The 17955-nt window shown below is 63.2% G+C and carries 16 protein-coding genes and 1 riboswitch; of the genes, 6 read left to right on the top strand and 10 right to left on the bottom strand.

From position 1 onward, the window contains the following. Positions 1 to 83: 83 nt before the first annotated feature. A riboswitch (cobalamin riboswitch) is annotated at positions 84 to 303 on the bottom strand. 167 nt (positions 304 to 470) lie between these two features. Continuing rightward, positions 471 to 1049: a hypothetical protein gene (locus tag GYA95_RS02435; RefSeq protein ID WP_015269242.1), complete on the top strand. Its 579-nt coding sequence runs from the start codon at positions 471 to 473 to the stop codon at positions 1047 to 1049. A gap of 1180 nt (positions 1050 to 2229) precedes the next feature. Beyond that, a complete protein-coding gene (locus tag GYA95_RS02430; RefSeq protein ID WP_015269240.1) occupies positions 2230 to 3576 on the top strand; it encodes a PQQ-dependent sugar dehydrogenase in 1347 nt (448 codons plus the stop codon). Here the strand turns inward: GYA95_RS02430 and GYA95_RS02425 are convergent. From GYA95_RS02425 to GYA95_RS02405, 5 genes are all read right to left on the bottom strand, one after another. Next, positions 3542 to 4075: a C40 family peptidase gene (locus GYA95_RS02425; RefSeq protein WP_013971371.1), complete on the bottom strand. Its 534-nt coding sequence runs from the start codon at positions 4073 to 4075 to the stop codon at positions 3542 to 3544. The genes GYA95_RS02430 and GYA95_RS02425 overlap by 35 nt on opposite strands. 139 nt (positions 4076 to 4214) lie before the next feature. Beyond that, the gene (locus GYA95_RS02420; protein WP_015269239.1) at positions 4215 to 4868 is read right to left on the bottom strand and encodes a C40 family peptidase; all 654 of its coding nucleotides are present in this window, start codon (positions 4866 to 4868) and stop codon (positions 4215 to 4217) included. Between the two features lie 125 nt (positions 4869 to 4993). Next, the gene (gene hda / locus GYA95_RS02415; protein ID WP_015269238.1) at positions 4994 to 5701 is read right to left on the bottom strand and encodes a DnaA regulatory inactivator Hda; all 708 of its coding nucleotides are present in this window, start codon (positions 5699 to 5701) and stop codon (positions 4994 to 4996) included. Positions 5702 to 5995: 294 nt separating this feature from the next. Next, on the bottom strand, positions 5996 to 7069 hold the full coding sequence (locus tag GYA95_RS02410) for an AI-2E family transporter (protein ID WP_015269237.1): 1074 nt from the start codon (positions 7067 to 7069) through the stop codon (positions 5996 to 5998). Positions 7070 to 7081: 12 nt separating this feature from the next. Continuing rightward, the gene (locus tag GYA95_RS02405; RefSeq protein WP_015269236.1) at positions 7082 to 8149 is read right to left on the bottom strand and encodes a DUF2066 domain-containing protein; all 1068 of its coding nucleotides are present in this window, start codon (positions 8147 to 8149) and stop codon (positions 7082 to 7084) included. 617 nt (positions 8150 to 8766) lie between these two features. On the opposite strand from GYA95_RS02405, the gene purM reads away from it, so the two are divergent. The 4 genes from purM (at position 8767) to GYA95_RS02385 (ending at position 11617) form a co-directional block, all read left to right on the top strand. Then, the gene (purM, locus tag GYA95_RS02400; RefSeq protein ID WP_013971366.1) at positions 8767 to 9825 is read left to right on the top strand and encodes a phosphoribosylformylglycinamidine cyclo-ligase; all 1059 of its coding nucleotides are present in this window, start codon (positions 8767 to 8769) and stop codon (positions 9823 to 9825) included. Further along, positions 9825 to 10478 (top strand): phosphoribosylglycinamide formyltransferase, encoded by a 654-nt coding sequence (gene purN, locus GYA95_RS02395; protein WP_015269235.1) that lies wholly within the window; start codon positions 9825 to 9827, stop codon positions 10476 to 10478. Before purM ends, purN begins: the two co-directional genes overlap by 1 nt. An 8-nt stretch (positions 10479 to 10486) precedes the next feature. Then, positions 10487 to 11197 (top strand): DUF3108 domain-containing protein, encoded by a 711-nt coding sequence (locus GYA95_RS02390; protein ID WP_015269234.1) that lies wholly within the window; start codon positions 10487 to 10489, stop codon positions 11195 to 11197. 237 nt (positions 11198 to 11434) lie between these two features. Beyond that, on the top strand, positions 11435 to 11617 hold the full coding sequence (locus GYA95_RS02385) for a hypothetical protein (protein ID WP_015269233.1): 183 nt from the start codon (positions 11435 to 11437) through the stop codon (positions 11615 to 11617). A 45-nt stretch (positions 11618 to 11662) separates the two neighbouring features. Here GYA95_RS02385 and GYA95_RS02380 read toward each other — a convergent pair whose 3' ends face one another. From GYA95_RS02380 to cysM, 5 genes are all read right to left on the bottom strand, one after another. Beyond that, complete coding sequence (locus tag GYA95_RS02380) at positions 11663 to 12202, bottom strand: DUF2058 domain-containing protein (protein WP_013971362.1); 540 nt, start codon at positions 12200 to 12202, stop codon at positions 11663 to 11665. A 26-nt stretch (positions 12203 to 12228) separates the two neighbouring features. Next, positions 12229 to 13062, bottom strand: a complete 834-nt coding sequence (mazG, locus tag GYA95_RS02375) for a nucleoside triphosphate pyrophosphohydrolase (protein ID WP_015269232.1) — start codon at positions 13060 to 13062, stop codon at positions 12229 to 12231. Between the two features lie 145 nt (positions 13063 to 13207). Next, positions 13208 to 15448: a GTP diphosphokinase gene (gene relA, locus GYA95_RS02370; protein ID WP_015269231.1), complete on the bottom strand. Its 2241-nt coding sequence runs from the start codon at positions 15446 to 15448 to the stop codon at positions 13208 to 13210. A gap of 96 nt (positions 15449 to 15544) precedes the next feature. After that, positions 15545 to 16903, bottom strand: coding sequence for a 23S rRNA (uracil(1939)-C(5))-methyltransferase RlmD (gene rlmD / locus GYA95_RS02365; RefSeq protein WP_015269230.1), 1359 nt, complete (start codon positions 16901 to 16903; stop codon positions 15545 to 15547). Further along, entirely contained in the window at positions 16904 to 17803 is a 900-nt protein-coding gene (cysM, locus tag GYA95_RS02360; protein WP_043936067.1) for a cysteine synthase CysM, read from the bottom strand. It lies immediately after the preceding gene. Positions 17804 to 17955 lie beyond the last annotated feature (152 nt).

The raw sequence follows: 17955 nt of genomic DNA, 5'->3' as shown, positions 1-17955 counted from the left end.
GCGACAGGTAAAAGGCGGGCAGACGGAGAACGCGCAGGGGCCGTGGCCGTACGCCACGGTGCACCGCGCATCACCCTCCGTGATGCCGTTGGCAGTATCAGGCCGGTCTCCGGGCTTGTGAGCGGGCCTTGGCCCAGGCCTGCGCGCCTTCCCGGGTGCTGGCACCCAGTGGCCCTGCGCGGCCGCGACTCACCTACCGTTGCGGGGGCAGCGCCGGAATCGCGCCATGCTGGCACCCACCGGCTTCCCAGTTTCACCCTGCCCAGTCGGGGCTGGCAGGGCACCTGAAACACGCGCGAAGGTTAGAGGGTTGGACCGGGAGCGTCAATCGAAGCGGGCCGCTTTGCAACCGAACAGGCACCGCCCGGGTAATGGCCAATTCACCTGGTTGTGCCACACTGAATACAGTGATATCACATAGCCATCACTTTCAGCTGAACGCGATCACAACGATAACAGGAGAGCGCAGCATGCGAGGCCAGATCATCAACAACCCGCGCCTGGAGTTTCTTGCTCCGGTGCTGGAGCGCTGGGGCGACTGTATTGACCGCTTCAACCAGTTTGCTGGCGATGCCGAAGCACCTTACTGGCATGGCGCCGCCGCCAATACGGGGCTGCTTGCCGCAGCGGCCTGGCAAGCCGAACTGGCGGCGCTGCAGCAGTTTGCCGGCAAGAAGCAACGCGACGAAGGTGAACACGAAGGGCGCTGCGACCTGTCGATCAGCAGTGCCGATGAAGCGCTGTACCTCAGTGTCAGTCAGCGCTGGCCAAGAATCGCTCGGCTGGACATGGCCGACGCCCTGCAGCAGACCACTGCCCTGGCGCGCCAGGTGGCCTACCCCAGCCAGTTGAAAGCTGGTGCGCTGTTCATCAGCCCGTGGAAGGCTGGCCAGCATGCCAGCCCCGAGGAACTGCAGGACCTGGTCGACGATCTGCAGAAACATACCGCCTGTGCCATCGCCTGGTACTTCCCGTATGCCTACCGCAAGTTGCACAACGAGCTGGGGCAGTATTTCCCGGGGGTGGCGTTGCTGCTCAAGCAGGCTTGAAGCAACTTCGGCTCGGGCCGGGGCCGGAACTCGTTTCGCAAGCGCGACGTCGCTTCTGTGGGAGCGGGCGTGCCCGCGAAGAATCCAACGCGGTGGCTGGCACCGGCTGCGCCGGTGTTCGCGGGCGCGCCCGCTCCCACAGAGCCCTATTTAAGTCTCCTGTCGTAGTGAAGCGAGCCACCGCAGGTGCCCCACGCCCAGCCTTCATGAGGAGCCAGTTCCGATTACTGGTATTACACGACTGCGGTTTCTGACGATTTTTGCTCTTGCTCTTGCTCTTGCTCTTGCTCTTGCTCTTGCTCTTGCTCTTGCTCTTGCTCTTGCTCTTGCTCTTGCTCTTGCTCTTGATCTTGATCTTGATCTTCGCGACTTCAGGAGGCCGAGCAGAGGGCTTGCGGAGGGAGGTGACGGGCATGGATGCCCGTCAAGCGCTGAGGCCCCATGGATGGGGCCTGCAGCGCGTACTCCCGGGAGCAAGACCGGCGCGAGGGAACCCCGTAGCGTAGCGGAGGGGCCGGATGATGGGAGCGCAGCGTTTTTTGGTTACTTTTTGTCGCGTTTGACAAAAAGTGACTCGCCGTAAGGGCGAAAAGGTGAGTCAGCGTCGCCATCGTAAATGGACTATCCGCGAGATCAAGACCGGTACTTTTCCGCTCTTCGCTCTTCGCTCTTCGCTCTTCGCTCTTCGCTCTTCGCTTTCAAGCGTGGGCATCAACAACAAGGTCAACATTCATTTTCGAAGGTGGCGCTTAATCACCTTTCCGCCCTTACGGCGGGTCACTTTTTGTCAAACGCGACAAAAAGTAACCAAAAAACGCTGGCTCCCATCATCCGGCCCCTACGCTCCGCTCCGGGGTCCCCTCGCTACGGGCCTGCTCCCGGGAGTACGCGCTGCAGGCCCCATCCATGGGGCCTCAGCGCTTGACGGGCATCCATGCCCGTCACCTCCCTCCGCAGTCCCTCCGCTCGGCCTCCTGAAGTCGCAATCGGCGGCGCCTGAACTATTGCGCGCTTAAAAGCAAAAGCAAAAGCAAAAGCAACGGCAACGGCAACGGCAACGGCAACGGCAACGGCAACGGCAACGGCAACGGCAACGGCAACGGCAGTTGGATGGTTCCGGGAACCTGGCGAATGTCACCGACCTCTCAATTCATAGGCCCTGTTAGGAGGACGCCGCCCCATGAAACACCTGACGCCTTGGTTATTGGCCGCCAGCCTGACTGCCTGCGGCGAAACCGCCCTGCTGAATGTACTCGACGGCAGTGGCCCAACCCCCCAGCTGCCTGCTCCGGTCAAGACCACCCTCCCCACCGTGAATATCGCCCCGGCAGTGGGCTGGCCCAAGGACGCCAAGCCCGAAGCAGCACCAGGCACTCAGGTGAAAGCGTTCGCCACCGGGCTCGACCACCCTCGCTGGCTATACCTGCTGCCCAACGGCGACGTGCTGGTAGCTGAAACCAATGCCCCGCCCAAACCCGAAGATGGCAAGGGCCTGCGCGGTTGGGTCATGAAGAAGGTGATGAAGCGGGCAGGTGCAGGCGTGCCCAGCGCCAACCGCATTACCCTGCTACGGGATGCCGACCACGACGGCGTGGCTGAAATCCGCACGACCTTCATCGAAGAGCTCAACTCACCGTTCGGCATGGCCCTGGTCGGCAAGGACCTCTACGTCGCCAACACCGACAGGCTGCTGCGCTTTCACTACGAGCCCGGTGCCATGCAAATTCGCAATGAAGGCCAGCCAGTGGTCGAGTTGCCAGGCGGGCCGCTCAACCACCACTGGACCAAGAACGTAATCGCCAGCCCTGATGGCAAGAAGCTTTTCGTGACGGTCGGCTCCAACAGCAACGTAGGCGAAAACGGCATGGACAAGGAACAGGGGCGCGCCGCGATCTGGGAAGTGGACCCCACCAGCGGCCAGCACCGCCTGTTCGCCACCGGCCTGCGCAACCCTAACGGCCTGGCCTGGGAGCCACACAGCGGTACGTTGTGGACGGCAGTCAACGAGCGTGACGAGATCGGTAGCGATCTGGTACCGGACTACATCACTTCCGTGAAGGACGGCGGTTTCTATGGCTGGCCCTACAGCTACTACGGCCACCACGTGGACGAGCGCGTGCAACCGCCAGCGCCTGAAAAAGTAGCCCAGGCGCTGGTGCCCGACTACGCCGTAGGCCCACACACGGCATCGCTGGGGCTGGCATTCGCCGAACCGAACGGGCTACCACCGCCCTTCGAACAAGGGGCATTCGTGGGCCAGCACGGGTCGTGGAACCGCAAGCCACACAGTGGCTACAAGGTGATTTTCGTGCCGTTCGGCCCATCAGGAAAGCCCTCGGGCAAGCCCGTAGACCTGCTTACCGGTTTTCTGGATGAGCATGGCAAGGCCCAAGGGCGCCCGGTCGGCGTAATCACCGACGGGCGTGGCGGCGTGCTGGTAGCCGATGATGTCGGCAACGTGGTCTGGCGGGTAAGCAAAGCCCCGCCTGTCCTCAGGGGTTCTGCGCCAGATGCCCTTGCGGAATGACGCGCTTGGCCTGCAGGTAAGCCTTGGCCCAGTAGCTGTTGGACAGGTAGTCCAAGCGCACCGTGCCGCCGCTGGAGGGTGCATGCACGAAGCGCCCTTCCCCCACATAAATGCCGGCATGGCTGACCTGCGAGCCGCCACTGGTGGCGAAGAACACCAAGTCGCCGGACTGCAGCGACTTGGCATCCACGGTTGGCGCGCGCATTACGATCATCTCACGCGTCGAACGCGGCAGGCTTATGCCGGCAGCATCACGATAGACGTACTTGATCAGGCCACTGCAATCGAAACCGGAGTCCGGCGTATTGCCACCCCAGCGATAAGGCGTGCCCACCAGGCCGATGGCACGCATCAGCACGTCATCGGCAATCGGCGACGGACTGGGCTGGCTATAGGTTACCTGCGGCTGTACCACAGGGGCCGGCGCAGGCGCACGGCTGGAGCAGGCAGCCAGCAAGGCTGCCAAGGAGAGAAATGCGAAGCGCGCCATCTTTACCATGGCCAGAACATCCTGTCTGAGTCCGCTGGGCCGCAGCCGAAAAGAGTTGAGAAATTAGATTAGACGCTTTCTATAAATGCGCACGGCGGCGAGCTTTTTTCAAAGCATCGCCGCCGCGGCAGGGTACATCATTTTGCTATCAGTTGCGCGCGATATTGGTGGTCGGCGCCATGGCCAAGGCACGCTTGGCTTCGATGAAGGTCTTGCTCCAGTAGCGGTCACCGAGGCTGTCGATGCGCACACCACCGCTGCGGCGGCTGCTGGAGTGAATGAACTGGTTGTCACCCAGGTAGATGCCAGCATGGCTGACGCGGCCGCGACCATTGGTGCTGAAGAACAGCAGGTCACCTGGCTTGAGTTTGTTGCGGGCCACTTTCGGGGCATCGACGTTGATCATTTCACGCGTGGAACGCGGCAGGGTCACACCCGCCTCTTCGCGGAACAGATAGCCGATGAAACCACTGCAGTCGAAGCCGGACTTCTCCGAGGTACCGCCGAAGCGATAGCGAGTGCCGATCAGCGACATGCCGCGCTCGAGAATGCTGTCAGCCAGAGCTGGCAACTGGTAAGGCTTGCTGCTGGAGAAGGTCTCCAGGTCATCTTCGGTAGCCAGCTCTTCCGGCTCGCCGAATACCGACGAGGAGGAGGCTTTGGCCTTGAAGGCCGATTGTGCGGCGATCGGGGAGTGATCCTGGGACTGCAGCTCTGAATGAGAAGCTGGGCCTTGGGCCGCGCAGCCAAAAAGCAGGGTCACGAGTGCGAGTGGCACGAGGGGTGCGAAGCGCTTCAGCATGGGCACGACCGTGTCTGTAATCCTTTAGAAGGGTGAAACTATGCCCTCTATCATGGCCATTTGCAAATTTTATCGAAAAAGATGTGACTTTTTCGTTTTGCCGCTCTGGCCCAGCGTTTTAGGGGTTACCAGCCCAGGGTTTCCTTGAGGAAAGGGATGGTGAGCTTGCGCTGTGCCTGCAACGAGGCCTGATCGAGGCGTTCCAGCAGGTCGAACAACGCGCTCATGCTGCGTGCGCCGCGGGTGAGGATGAAGTGGCCGACTTCGTCGGTAAGGTGCAGGCCACGGCGCGAAGCACGCAGTTGCAGGGCGCGCAGCTTGTCTTCGTCGGACAGGCCGCGCATCTGGAACACCAGGGCCAGGGTCAGCCGCGACTTCAGGTCCGGCAGCTTGATCGGCAGTTCGCGCGGCGACGCCGAGGCAGCCAGCAGCAGGCGCCGGCCGCTGTCACGCAGGCGGTTGAACAGGTGGAACATGGCCTCTTCCCAGTCAGCCTTGCCGGCGATCACGTGCAGGTCGTCGATGCACACCAGTTCGTACTGGGCCAGGTAGTCAAGCAGTTCTACGCCACGATCGAGCAATTGCGCCAGCGGCAGGTAGACGGCTGGTTCGCCGCGTTGCTGAAAGCGGTGGGTGGCGGCCTGTAGCAGGTGGGTCCGGCCAACACCCTGCTTGCCCCACAGGTAGATAAGGCTCTCGGTCCAGCCGGCGTCGGCTTCGCATAGCCGCTCGACGTAGCCCAATGCCGCAGCATTGGCGCCCGGATAGTAGTTGATGAAGGTGGCGTCATCGCGCAGGCGCACACCCAGGGGCAACTGGATCGGTGGTTTCATGCTCGCGGGCGGTCGACAGGACCGCAGGGGGCCTTTGGTGAACAATGTGCAAAGTCTATACCCGCAGCGCGGGGCGCACAATCACGGCAGCGGATAGCACAAGTAAAATCAATGAGTTGCGCTTTTTTTGGCTATTTTGGGGCTGCTTTGCAACCCTTCACGGGCTTGTCCGCTCCCACAGGGGGCGCGTAAATCATGGGCTCAGCGACACATCTGTGGGAGCGGGCAAGCCCGCGAAGGGCCGCAACGCGGCCCCAATTTTCTTAACTGGCCGGCATTAAGGCGGCCCTGGGATCACAACTCCGGGTCGATATCCCCGGCATACATGTCCGATTCCTTGTACAAGTCATGCACATGCCGCAGCAGCACCATGATCACCGCCGCCACCGGCAGCGCCAGCAACACCCCGGTAAAGCCGAACAGCTCACCGCCGGCCAGGATCGCGAAAATCACCGCAACCGGGTGCAGGCCAATGCGGTCACCGACCAGCAGCGGAGTCAGCACCATGCCTTCCAGCGCCTGGCCGACCATGAACACTGCGACGATACCCAGCATCGGGTACAGGTCGCCGCCAAACTGGAACAGGCCAGCCACCAAGGCCGCGCCGATGCCGATGATGAAACCCATGTACGGCACGATGGCAGCCAACCCGGCGAGCATGCCGATCAATAACCCCAGTTCCAGCCCCACCAGCATCAGCCCGGCCGAATAGATGATGCCCAGGGCCACCATCACCATCAATTGCCCGCGCACGAACGCCCCCAGCACCTCATGGCATTCGCCTGCAAGGCCCATCACTTGCGGCTCACGCTGGCGCGGCAGCAGGCCGCGCAGCTTGGCCATCATCAGGTCCCAGTCGCGCAGCAGATAGAAACCCACCACCGGGATCAGCACCATGTTGGCCAGCCAGGCCATCAGCGCCAGGCTCGAGGCAGTGGCATGGGACAGCAGCACACCGACGATATCGGTGGTCTGGCCCATGTGCGTGCCGATGGCGGCCTTGATCTTGTCGAACTTCCAGAAGCCGTCAGCCAGGCCCAGCCGGCTCTGCACCCAGGGCAGCGCCACGTGCTCGAGCCAGTCGAGCATCTGCGGCGCCAGTTCGTACAGGCGCACCAGCTGCTTGGCCAGCAGCGGCACCAGAACCAGCAGCAAGGCCAGCAACAGCAAGGTGAACAGGCCGAACACCACCACCACGCCCCAGGTGCGCGACAGCCCCAGGCGCTCCAGGCGGTCGACCAGCGGGTCGGCCAGATAGGCCAGCAGCACGCCGACCAGGAACGGGGTAAGAATGTTGTGCAGGCTGTAAAGCAGCACGGCGACCAGCAGGGCAACGCCCAGCCAGATCCAACGACGTACGTCGGTCACGGTGTGCTCCCCTTACCAGCGAAAACGCAAACCGTCGAACGGCTTGGGTGCTGGCTGGGCCGGCACTGGTTGCCCGGCCCCGGCAGCGTCTGCCGGAGCTGGAGGGGGCTGCACAGCGGGCGCCTGCTCTACCGGTACTTCCTGCAGCTTGGCCAGGCCAAGCTGGGCACGCAACTGTTCGCGGTTGGCAGTCACGCCGTAGGTCAGGGTGCTGCCTTCGGCCATTTGCAGCCGCGGGCCGTAGGGTTCGAGCACGCGGGCCAGTTCGGCGTAGCGCTGCAGGTTCATCCCCTGCACTTGCACCTGCAACTGGCTGCTGGCCCCCGGGCGGGTGACGTAGCGCGGCGCCAGGCGGCTGCTGAGCGCCAGCATCACGGCGTCGGCCAGCGCTGCCGGGTCGGCACCTTCGGCAGTGCCTTGTTCACGCTGGTCGCCCAGCCAAAGCTGCCATTTGCCCTGCCATTTGCCATCGGCTTCCCGGGCATGCACCGCCAGCAAGGCATCGGCACCGTAGCGCCCTGAGGCTTCGCGCAGCGCCGCAGGGTCACTGCCTTCGATCTGCTCGGCATTGGCCACCAGTTGCTCCTGCAGGTCGGCCAGCGGCAGGCGCAACGGCAGGCCACGGTGCTGGGCGGCACGACGCAGGGGTTGGGCGCTGGCCTGGCCGTCACCTACCAGGTTGCTGCCTTCGACACTGTCGTTCAGCCACCATCCGAGGATCGAGGGGCGGTTGCTGCCCCACAAGGCCAGGCCGGCCTTGCGCAAGGCCCGCTCGGTACTGCCAGGGTCGAACTCGACCAGCACCGATTCGGGTGGCCCGGCTTCGCTGGCGACCTGGTTGATGATTTGCTGCGGGTCCTTGCGCAAAGCGGCCAATGCCGGGCTTTGCGCCGCCTTGGGGTCGCCGGTCAGGCGCGTTACCAGGGTATCGAGAGCCTGGATGGTAGCCGCGGCACGGGCTTCGGCGCCCTGCCCTGTGACCGGCTCGCGCACCTGGTAAAGGCCGGTGACATTTTCAGCCTGGGCACTGGCCGAGATCAGGGCCAGACAACCGGCTGCCAGAATATTGAAGAGACGCATGGAGGATTCCTGTCCATTTACCGCAATGCCTATACCTTATACACGGGGGCGAAAGGTAACCAGTCGCGAGGATGAAAGATTGGTTGCGGAGATTGCCTGGGAAATGTGATGGGTCTGACAGGTGCTCGCCGCAACAGGTTCAGCGCCTGCGCGTGCATGGCGCGGCCCTTGTGGCGCCTGCGAGATCGAGCGCCGCCCGCGCGGCGCTTCGCGGGACAAGCCCGCTCCCACATCTGTTTCGGGCCAGTAACGCCTGTGCCATTGCACACGACCGCCTTGTTTGCCCGACGCAATATCGAGGTGGACGCCAAGGGGCCGCGCGCCTCTGCCTCAGAAATAATTGGCCCGAAACAAATGTGGGAGCGGGCTTGTCCCGCGAAGCGCCGCGCGGGCGGCGCTCGATCTCACAGGCTCCACACCTCTCGTGTCGTACACCCCCAACTTTTTACCTATTTTCATGCCCTGCCCGTCGGCCTGAGGATGGCCGCTGCCCGGCAACCCTGATAAAATCGCGCGCCTTCACAGACCACTGACGTTTCAGGCAGCCGCCGCTTACCAGCCGGCCTTGGCCGTCATGGTCGTTTTTAAGAATCCCTCCCTCCTAAAGGCCTGGATCAATGAGCAAGCAACCCTCCCTGAGCTACAAGGACGCCGGTGTAGACATCGACGCCGGCGAAGCACTGGTCGAACGCATCAAGGGCGTGGCAAAACGCACCGCACGCCCTGAAGTCATGGGTGGCCTGGGCGGCTTCGGCGCCCTCTGCGAGATCCCGGCCGGCTACAAGCAGCCGGTGCTGGTCTCCGGCACCGACGGCGTCGGCACCAAGCTGCGCCTGGCACTGAACCTGAACAAGCACGACAGCATCGGCCAGGACCTGGTCGCCATGTGCGTCAACGACCTGGTCGTGTGCGGCGCCGAGCCGCTGTTCTTCCTCGACTACTATGCCACCGGCAAACTGAACGTCGACGTGGCCGCCACCGTGGTCACCGGCATCGGTGCCGGTTGCGAACTGGCCGGCTGCTCGCTGGTCGGTGGTGAAACCGCCGAAATGCCTGGCATGTACGAAGGCGAAGACTACGACCTGGCCGGCTTCTGCGTCGGCGTGGTGGAAAAGGCCGAGATCATCGACGGCTCCAAGGTTGCCACCGGCGACGCACTGATCGCCCTGCCGTCCTCGGGCCCGCACTCCAACGGCTACTCGCTGATCCGCAAGATCCTCGAAGTGTCCGCCACCGACATCGAGAACACCCAGCTGGACGGCAAGCCGCTGACCGACCTGCTGATGGCGCCGACCCGCATCTACGTCAAGCCGCTGCTGCAACTGATCAAGAACACCGGCGCGGTCAAGGCCATGGCCCACATCACCGGTGGCGGCCTGCTGGACAACATCCCGCGCGTACTGCCGGCCAACGCCCAGGCGGTCATCGACGTGGCCAGCTGGCAGCGCCCGGCGGTGTTCGACTTCCTGCAGGAAAAAGGCAACGTCGACGAGCATGAAATGCACCGCGTGCTGAACTGCGGCGTCGGCATGGTCATCTGCGTGGCCCAGGACCAGGTAGAAGCAGCCCTGAACGAACTGCGCGCCGCTGGCGAGCAGCCATGGGTGATCGGCCACATCGCCGAAGCCGCCGAAGGCGCTGCCCAGGTCGAGCTGCAAAACCTCAAGGCACACTGATGCCAAGCAAGACCTGCAATGTAGTGGTACTGCTGTCGGGCTCCGGCAGCAACCTGCAAGCCCTGATCGACAGCTGCCAAGGCCAGGACAGCCCGGTGCGCATCCGTGCGGTGGTTTCCAACCGCGCCGATGCCTACGGCCTGCAACGCGCCGCGGCGGCCGGCATCGACAGCGTCGTGCTCGAGCACACCCAGTTCGACGGCCGTGAAGCCTTCGATGCCGCGCTCATGGCGCGCATCGACGGTTTCGCCCCGGACCTGGTGGTGCTGGCCGGTTTCATGCGCATCCTCAGTGGCGACTTCGTGCGCCACTACCAGGGCCGCCTGCTCAACATCCACCCGTCGCTGCTGCCCAAATACAAGGGCCTTCATACCCACCGTCGGGCGCTGGAGGCAGGCGACGCCGAGCACGGCTGCAGCGTACACTTCGTGACTGAGGAACTCGATGGCGGCCCACTGGTCGTACAGGCTGTGGTACCGGTGGCGCCTGACGACACCGTCGAAAGCCTGGCCCAGCGGGTACACCGCCAGGAACACCTGATTTACCCGCTGGCGGTGCGCTGGTTCGCCGAAGGGCGCTTGCGCCTTGGCGAACAGGGTGCATTACTGGATGGCCAGCCCCTGGCGGCCAGCGGTCACTTGATTCGATCCTAGGAGAATTTATGCGTCGCGCCCTGCTCTTGGCTCTCGCCGTGCTCGCCCTGCCCCTCCAGGCAGCTGATCTGAAGCCTTTCTCGGCCAGCTATACCGCAGACTGGAAGCAACTGCCCATGAGCGGCACCGCCGAGCGCAGCCTGGTCAAGAATGCCAACGGTACCTGGGACCTTAATTTCAAGGCTTCCATGATGATCGCCAGCCTGACCGAGCAAAGCACCCTCCGCATGGACAACGACACCCTGCTGCCACAGAAGTACCACTTCGAGCGTGGTGGCCTGGGCAAGGCCAAGAAGGTTGACCTGACTTTCGACTGGAACAGCAAAAAGGTCACCGGCAGCGACCGTGGCGATGCCATCAACCTGCCGCTGAACCGTGGCGTGCTGGACAAGTCGTCCTATCAGCTGGCCCTGCAACATGACGTGGCCGCCGGCAAGAAGAGCATGACCTATCAGGTGGTTGACGGTGACGAGATCGACACCTACGACTTCCGCGTGCTGGGCACCGAAAAGGTCACTACCAAGACTGGCCAGGTCGATGCGGTGAAGGTCGAGCGCGTGCGCGACCCAAGCCAGAGCAAGCGCATCACCGAGCTGTGGTTCGCAAAGAACTGGGACTACCTGCTGGTGCAACTGCGCCAGGTCGAGACCGATGGCAAGGAATACGTGATCGTGCTGCAGGACGGCACGGTCGATGGCAAGCCGGTGAAGGGCAACTGAGCCAGCGCTGCCAGCAGCACCCGAAGCCCCGCCTTGTGCGGGGCTTTTTTCTGCCTGCCTTGCAGCGACGCCTGTAGGAGCGGCCTTGTGTCGCTCCTACAAAAGCGCACCTGCCGACCCAAACGCTGATCATGAAACTTGTTTCATGCCGGTTTTATTTACTTAGCCTGCTAACAAACTCTATAAAGAGGCTGTGCGACACAGTGTCGCAGCCAACTGAAGCAGTGGAGTTTAACGATGACAGTCCAAGTAACCGAACGCGACGAATCGAAAATATCCCACGAAGGCCTGGCCGCTGGTGTGCGGATCTGGGATGTGCACCAACAGGGCCAACTGGTGGGGATGTTCCACAACGAACACGAAGCACACCAGTACCGCGCAGAGCTGGAAACTTTGGAGAACCAGCGCGCCACGCAATGACCCATCTTCAAATGAAAAACCCCGCCAAGGCGGGGTTTTTCGTGGTTACCACATCAGATCATCAGGGATCTTGTAGGCCGCGTACGGGTCGTCCTCGTCCGCTTCCTCGACATGGGTGTTCAGCAGCAGGACACGGCCAGGATCGCGTTCCTGGATCTTCAATGCCGCCTCACGAGGGATCACCTCGTAGCCGCCGGCAAACGACACCACGGCCAGCGCACCATTGCTCAGCTTGGTCCGCATCAGGGCATTGACGGCAATGCGCTTGACCTTCTTGTCGTCGACGAAATTGTAGTAGTCCTCGGTGCTCAGCTTCGGCAGGCGAGTCGCTTCGATCAACTGCTTGATCTGCGCGGCGCGGGCCTTCTGCTCGGCTTTTTCCTGCTGCTGGCGGTTCAGTTCCTGGTCACGCTTGGCTTTCTCGGCCATGGCTTCCTTGGCCATGCGCTGCTGGCTGTCGTCCACCTCGACCTGGCCTTTGTGCTCCAGGCGTTTCTGTTTCTTCTCGGCTTTGTTGGCCTGGGAAACCTGTTTCTGGTTGACCAGACCGGCTTTGAGCAGTTGGTCGCGAAGGGAAAGGCTCATGAATGTTCACTCACTTATGCAACAGCTCAGCCGCAGCTGGGCAGGTTCTTTTCCTGACGTTTGGCTTCACCCCAAAGGGCATCCAGTTCATCAAGGTTACAATCTTCGATGGGGCGGCCACTGTCGCGCAATGCCTGTTCGATGAAGCGGAAACGCCGCTCGAACTTGCGATTGGCACGGCGCAGGGCGTGTTCCGGATCATGCTTGAGGTGGCGGGCCAGGTTGACGGCGGCAAACAACAGGTCGCCGATTTCATCCTCGAGCGCATCGGCATCGCCGTCGGCCATGGCCTGCAGTACTTCGTCCAGCTCTTCGCGCACCTTGTCCAGCACCGGCAATGCCGCAGGCCAGTCGAAACCGACCGTGGCCGCGCGCTTTTGCAGTTTGGCTGCCCGCGACAACGCCGGCAATGCCGCTGGTACGTCGTCGAGCAACGACAGCTGTTCGGGCTGGCTCTTTTCCGCGCGCTCTTCAGCCTTGATTTCTTCCCAGCGTGACTTGACCTGGGCCTCGTCCAGGCTGGGGGTGTCCACCGGCGCATACAGCTCGCCGGTGGGGAATACATGCGGGTGACGGCGAATGAGCTTGCGGGTGATGCTGTCGACCACGCCGTCGAACTCGAAACGCCCCTCCTCGCGGGCCAGCTGGCTGTAGTAGACCACCTGGAACAGCAAGTCGCCCAGCTCACCTTGCAGGTGCTCGAAGTCGCCGCGCTCGATGGTGTCGGCAACCTCGTAGGCCTCTTCGATGGTGTGCGGGACGATGCTCGCGTAGTTCTGCTTCAGGTCCCATGGGCAGCCGTACTGCGGGTCGCGCAGGCGGGCCATGAGGTGCAGCAGGTCTTCGAGGGTGTAGGTCATGGTCAGCTATTCCTCGGCGGGGGCTTTGCCCCCGATCGACGGCAAGCAAGCTCCCACCGGTATTGCACAGGACTTGAGGCCTGCGGAGTACCGGTGGGAGCTGGCTTGCCGGCGATGGGCCGCACAGCGGCCCCAATCCAGATTATCAAGGTGTACGATTACGCCGCGTCTCGATGATGTTGGGCAACTGCGAGATCCGCCCCAGCAGGCGCCCCAGCGCATCCAGGCCTGGAATCTCGATGGTCAGCGACATCAGCGCGGTGTTGTCTTCCTTGTTCGAGCGGGTGTTCACCGCCAGCACGTTGATCTTTTCGTTCAGCAGCACTTGCGACACATCGCGCAGCAAGCCCGGGCGGTCGTAGGCACGGATGACGATGTCGACCGGGTAGGTCTGCACCGGGATCGGCCCCCAGCTTACCTGGATCATGCGCTCCGGTTCCTTGCCCGCCAACTGCAGCACCGAAGCGCAGTCCTGGCGGTGGATGCTCACACCGCGGCCCTGAGTGATGTAGCCGACGATGGCGTCGCCCGGCAGCGGCTGGCAGCAGCCGGCCATCTGCGTCAGCAGGTTGCCGACACCCTGGATCTGGATGTCGCCACGCTTGCCGGTACGCGGCCCGGTAGGCTTGCGCGGTACCAGTTCGATCTGCTCGATGCGCTCGGGCTCAAGCAGCTGCTGGGCGGCGTTGACCAGGTGCGCCAGGCGCAGGTCGCCGGCACCGAGCGAGGCGAACATGTCCTCGGCGGTCTTGACGTTGGTCTTCTCGGCCAGGCGCTCGAAATCCACCTGCGGCAGGCCCAGGCGGCTGAGCTCGCGTTCGAGCAAGGTCTTGCCGGCAGCGACGTTCTGGTCGCGTGCCTGCAGCTTGAACCAGTGCACGATCTTGGCCCGCGCCCGCGAGGTAGTGACGTAGCCCAGGTTGGAGTTCAACCAGTCACGGCTAGGATTGCCGTGCTTGCTGGTAATGATCTCGACCTGCTCGCCGGTCTGCAGGCTGTAGTTGAGCGGCACGATGCGCCCGTTGATCTTGGCGCCGCGGCAGTTGTGGCCGATTTCGGTGTGCACGCGGTAGGCGAAGTCCAGCGGCGTGGCACCCTTTGGCAAGTCGATGGCGTGGCCGTCCGGGGTAAACACATAGACCCGGTCCGGCTCGATGTCGACCCGCAGCTGCTCGGCCAGGCCACCGATGTCGCCCAGCTCTTCGTGCCACTCCAGCACCTGGCGCAGCCAGGAGATCTTCTCTTCGTAATGGTTGGAACTGGACTTGACGTCGGTGCCCTTGTAGCGCCAGTGGGCACATACCCCAAGCTCGGCTTCCTCGTGCATGCCGTGGGTACGGATCTGCACTTCCAGCACCTTGCCCTCGGGGCCGATCACCGCGGTGTGCAGCGAGCGATAGCCGTTCTCCTTGGGGTTGGCGATGTAATCGTCGAACTCCTTGGGGATATGCCGCCACAGGGTATGCACGATGCCCAACGCGGTGTAGCAGTCGCGAATTTCCGGCACCAGCACGCGTACCGCGCGCACGTCGTAGATCTGGCTGAATTCCAGGCCTTTGCGCTGCATCTTGCGCCAGATCGAATAGATATGTTTCGCCCGGCCGCTGATGTCGGCCTTGACGCCAGTGGCCAGCAGCTCGTTCTGCAGCTGGTTCATAACCTCGCTGATGAACCGCTCGCGGTCCAACCGGCGCTCGTGCAGCAGCTTGGCGATCTGTTTGTACTGGTCGGGTTCGAGGTAGCGGAAGGAAAGGTCTTCCAACTCCCACTTGATGTGGCCGATACCCAGGCGGTGCGCCAGCGGCGCATAGATATCGAACACCTCGCGCGCGACACGCAGGCGTTTCTCGTCGTCGGCGGCCTTGACCGCACGGATCGCGCAGGTGCGCTCGGCCAGCTTGATGAGCGCCACGCGCACGTCGTCGACCATGGCCACGAGCATCTTGCGCAGGTTCTCGACCTGCGCCTGCGAGCCCAGCACCAGCGATTGGCGCGGGCTGAGGCTGGCGCTGATGGCGGCCATGCGCAGCACACCGTCGATCAGCTTGGACACTACCGGGCCAAAGCGCTGGCTGACCTCGGCCAGGGTCACTTTGCCCTCGCGTACCGAGCGGTAGATGACCGCCGCCACCAGGGAATCCTGGTCGAGCTTGAGGTCGGCTAGGATTTCCGCGATCTCAAGGCCCGCCTGGAAGCTGGACGTACCGTCCGCCCAGGAATGCTTGGCCGGGTTGCCCTTTTTCTCGACTTCATGGGCAAACTCGCAGGCCTCTTTCAGCGCTGCGCGATCCAGTGCCGAATCGACGCTTACCACATGGTCCAACCATGCTTCGAGATTGATACTGCCGTCGGTGTTGACCGGCTGGTGCACTCTCACCTGTACCATCTTTGTTTTACCTTTCCATACAGCACACCACACGGGTGCGCTGGCGATCACCGTGCGGCCACCATTCCATGAAAGCCGCACCAAGGGGCCAGTCAGCTAGCCCGCTTCGAATAACGCCATGGCCTCGACATGCGCCGTCTGAGGAAACATGTCGAGAATCCCGGCCCTTTTTAACCGGTACCCCTGGCCGACCAGCACCTGCGCGTCTCGCGCCAGCGTGGCCGGGTTGCACGATACATAGACCAGCCTTCTGGCCTTGAGGCGGGCGATGCCTTGCACCACCTCGAAAGCACCGTCGCGCGGTGGATCCAAGAGTACCGCAGAAAAGCCCTCGGCGGCCCATCCGGCACCCGCCAAAGGCTGCGATAAATCGGCCTGAAAAAACCGTGCGTTATGCACATTGTTGTTCCGGGCATTGGCCGCGGCCCGATCGACCATGGCCTGCACTCCTTCCACTGCCACTACCTCGCGCGCCTGCCGGGCCAGTGGCAGGGCGAAGTTGCCCAGGCCGCAGAACAGGTCCAGCACACGCTCGTCGGCCTGCGGTGCGAGCCAGGCCAGGGCCTGCTCTATCATCGCCGTGTTGACCTGGGCATTCACCTGCACGAAGTCACCTGGGCGCCAGGCCAGTTCCAGCTGCCAGGGCGCCAAGGCAAAGCCCAACTGCGCGGCCGGGTCCACTGGCGCCGGCTCCCCTTCGCCCTGCAGCCACAACTGGGCATTGGCCTGTTCGCAGAACGCCTGCAGCCTGGCCAGGTCTTCAGCGGGCAACGGCGCGACATGGCGCACCAGCAGCGCCTCGGCAGTACCGCTGAACAGTTCTACATGGCCCAGCGCCTGCGGCTTGCTCAGCGAGCGCAGCACGGTCGGTAAATGGCGCAGAATCGACTGCAAGGGCTGTACCAGCACCGCGCAATCGTCGATGGCAATGACGTCCTGGCTGGCTTCGGCGCGGAAGCCGACCTCCAGTTGCCGCGCCTTTATGTCCCAGCGCACGGCCACGCGGGCGCGACGCCGGTAGCCGAACTCCGGCCCGCTCAGCGGTGCGGCCCATTCCTCGGGCTGCACGCCGGCCACCCGCTGCAGCTGCTCTGCCAGGGTGCGCTGCTTGAGCGCCAACTGCGCTTCGTGCGGCAGGTGCTGCAGGTTGCAGCCTCCGCAACGCTCGTAATACCGGCACGGTGCCTGACGGCGTTCGGTGCTGGCCTGCAGCAGGCGCTCCAGGCGGGCCTCGACCACTTTGCCACGGGCATTGAGCACCCGCGCCTCAACGGCCTCACCGGCCAGGGCGCCGCTGACGAACCAGGTGCGCCCTTCGTGGAAGGCAATGCCCCGGCCGTCACCGGCCAGGCGCTCGATTTCCAGGCGCTGCTTCTTGCCCACCGGGACCTGGGGGCTGCGGTTGCCGCCGGCCGGCTGGAAGCGCAGGCCGCTGTTGCTTTTCTTCTTGGACATTTAGCTCGGGTCGAACAGGCCGGTGGACAGGTAACGGTCGCCGCGGTCGCAGATGATCGCGACCATCGTGGCATTCTCCACCTCGCGGGACAGGCGCAGCATGGCCGCGACTGCACCACCGGAAGACACGCCGCAGAAAATGCCCTCTTCACGGGCAAGGCGGCGGGTGGTTTCCTCTGCTTCCTGCTGCGACATGTCGACCACGCGGTCGACACGGCTGGCGTCGAAGATTTTCGGCAGGTATTCCTCGGGCCAGCGGCGGATGCCCGGAATTGCCGAGCCTTCCATTGGTTGCAGGCCGATGATCTGCACCGCCGGGTTTTGTTCCTTGAGGTACTGCGAGCAGCCCATGATGGTACCGGTGGTACCCATGGAGCTGATGAAATGAGTGATGGTGCCTTGGGTCTGCTGCCAGATCTCGGGGCCGGTGCTGTTGTAGTGGGCGATGGGGTTGTCGCCGTTGGCGAACTGGTCCAGCACCAGGCCGCGGCCTTCGGCCTGCAGCTTCTCGGCCAGGTCACGGGCGCCCTCCATGCCCTCTTCCTTGGTCACCAGGATCAGCTCGGCGCCGTAGGCGGTCATGGCGGCCTTGCGTTCGGCGGTGGAGTTGTCGGGCATGATCAGGATCATCTTGTAGCCCTTGATCGCCGCAGCCATCGCCAGGGCGATGCCGGTGTTGCCGGAGGTGGCTTCGATCAGGGTATCGCCGGGCTTGATCTGGCCGCGCAGTTCGGCGCGGGTGATCATCGACAGTGCCGGGCGGTCCTTCACCGAGCCGGCGGGATTGTTACCTTCGAGCTTGAGCAGGAGGGTGTTGCTGGTTTCGCCAGCAATACGCTGCAGGCGAACCAGGGGCGTATTGCCGACGCAATCGGCGATGGTTGGGTACTGCAAGGTCATGGCGTATTTCACAATCCGGACGGCAGGGGTGCCTATCATACCGGCAAACCCTTCCTGGCCATATCACGCAATCTGTGATGAATATAGCTACAAGCTATATATCGGCGTGTATTGCGTGTACGGCCTTTGTAGGAGCGGCCTTGTGTCGCGAT

Origin of the sequence: Pseudomonas asiatica (assembly GCF_009932335.1) — a bacterium.
In the GTDB taxonomy this organism is placed as follows: domain Bacteria; phylum Pseudomonadota; class Gammaproteobacteria; order Pseudomonadales; family Pseudomonadaceae; genus Aquipseudomonas; species Aquipseudomonas asiatica.
The sequence above is the reverse complement of the archived record's forward strand: the minus strand, read 5'-3'. Positions and strand labels throughout refer to the sequence as shown.

Bases quoted from the DNA above. Each gene is read 5' to 3' on its own strand.
- cysM (WP_043936067.1), bottom strand. From the start codon at position 17,803: ATGACCTTGCAGTACCCAACCATCGCCGATTGCGTCGGCAATACGCCC.
- purM (WP_013971366.1), top strand. From the start codon at position 8,767: ATGAGCAAGCAACCCTCCCTGAGCTACAAGGACGCCGGTGTAGACATC.
- GYA95_RS02425 (WP_013971371.1), bottom strand. From the start codon at position 4,075: ATGGTAAAGATGGCGCGCTTCGCATTTCTCTCCTTGGCAGCCTTGCTG.
- GYA95_RS02420 (WP_015269239.1), bottom strand. From the start codon at position 4,868: ATGCTGAAGCGCTTCGCACCCCTCGTGCCACTCGCACTCGTGACCCTG.
- GYA95_RS02390 (WP_015269234.1), top strand. From the start codon at position 10,487: ATGCGTCGCGCCCTGCTCTTGGCTCTCGCCGTGCTCGCCCTGCCCCTC.
- GYA95_RS02405 (WP_015269236.1), bottom strand. From the start codon at position 8,149: ATGCGTCTCTTCAATATTCTGGCAGCCGGTTGTCTGGCCCTGATCTCG.
- GYA95_RS02435 (WP_015269242.1), top strand. From the start codon at position 471: ATGCGAGGCCAGATCATCAACAACCCGCGCCTGGAGTTTCTTGCTCCG.
- relA (WP_015269231.1), bottom strand. From the start codon at position 15,448: ATGGTACAGGTGAGAGTGCACCAGCCGGTCAACACCGACGGCAGTATC.
- GYA95_RS02380 (WP_013971362.1), bottom strand. From the start codon at position 12,202: ATGAGCCTTTCCCTTCGCGACCAACTGCTCAAAGCCGGTCTGGTCAAC.
- GYA95_RS02430 (WP_015269240.1), top strand. From the start codon at position 2,230: ATGAAACACCTGACGCCTTGGTTATTGGCCGCCAGCCTGACTGCCTGC.
- purN (WP_015269235.1), top strand. From the start codon at position 9,825: ATGCCAAGCAAGACCTGCAATGTAGTGGTACTGCTGTCGGGCTCCGGC.
- GYA95_RS02385 (WP_015269233.1), top strand. From the start codon at position 11,435: ATGACAGTCCAAGTAACCGAACGCGACGAATCGAAAATATCCCACGAA.
- hda (WP_015269238.1), bottom strand. From the start codon at position 5,701: ATGAAACCACCGATCCAGTTGCCCCTGGGTGTGCGCCTGCGCGATGAC.
- mazG (WP_015269232.1), bottom strand. From the start codon at position 13,062: ATGACCTACACCCTCGAAGACCTGCTGCACCTCATGGCCCGCCTGCGC.
- rlmD (WP_015269230.1), bottom strand. From the start codon at position 16,903: ATGTCCAAGAAGAAAAGCAACAGCGGCCTGCGCTTCCAGCCGGCCGGC.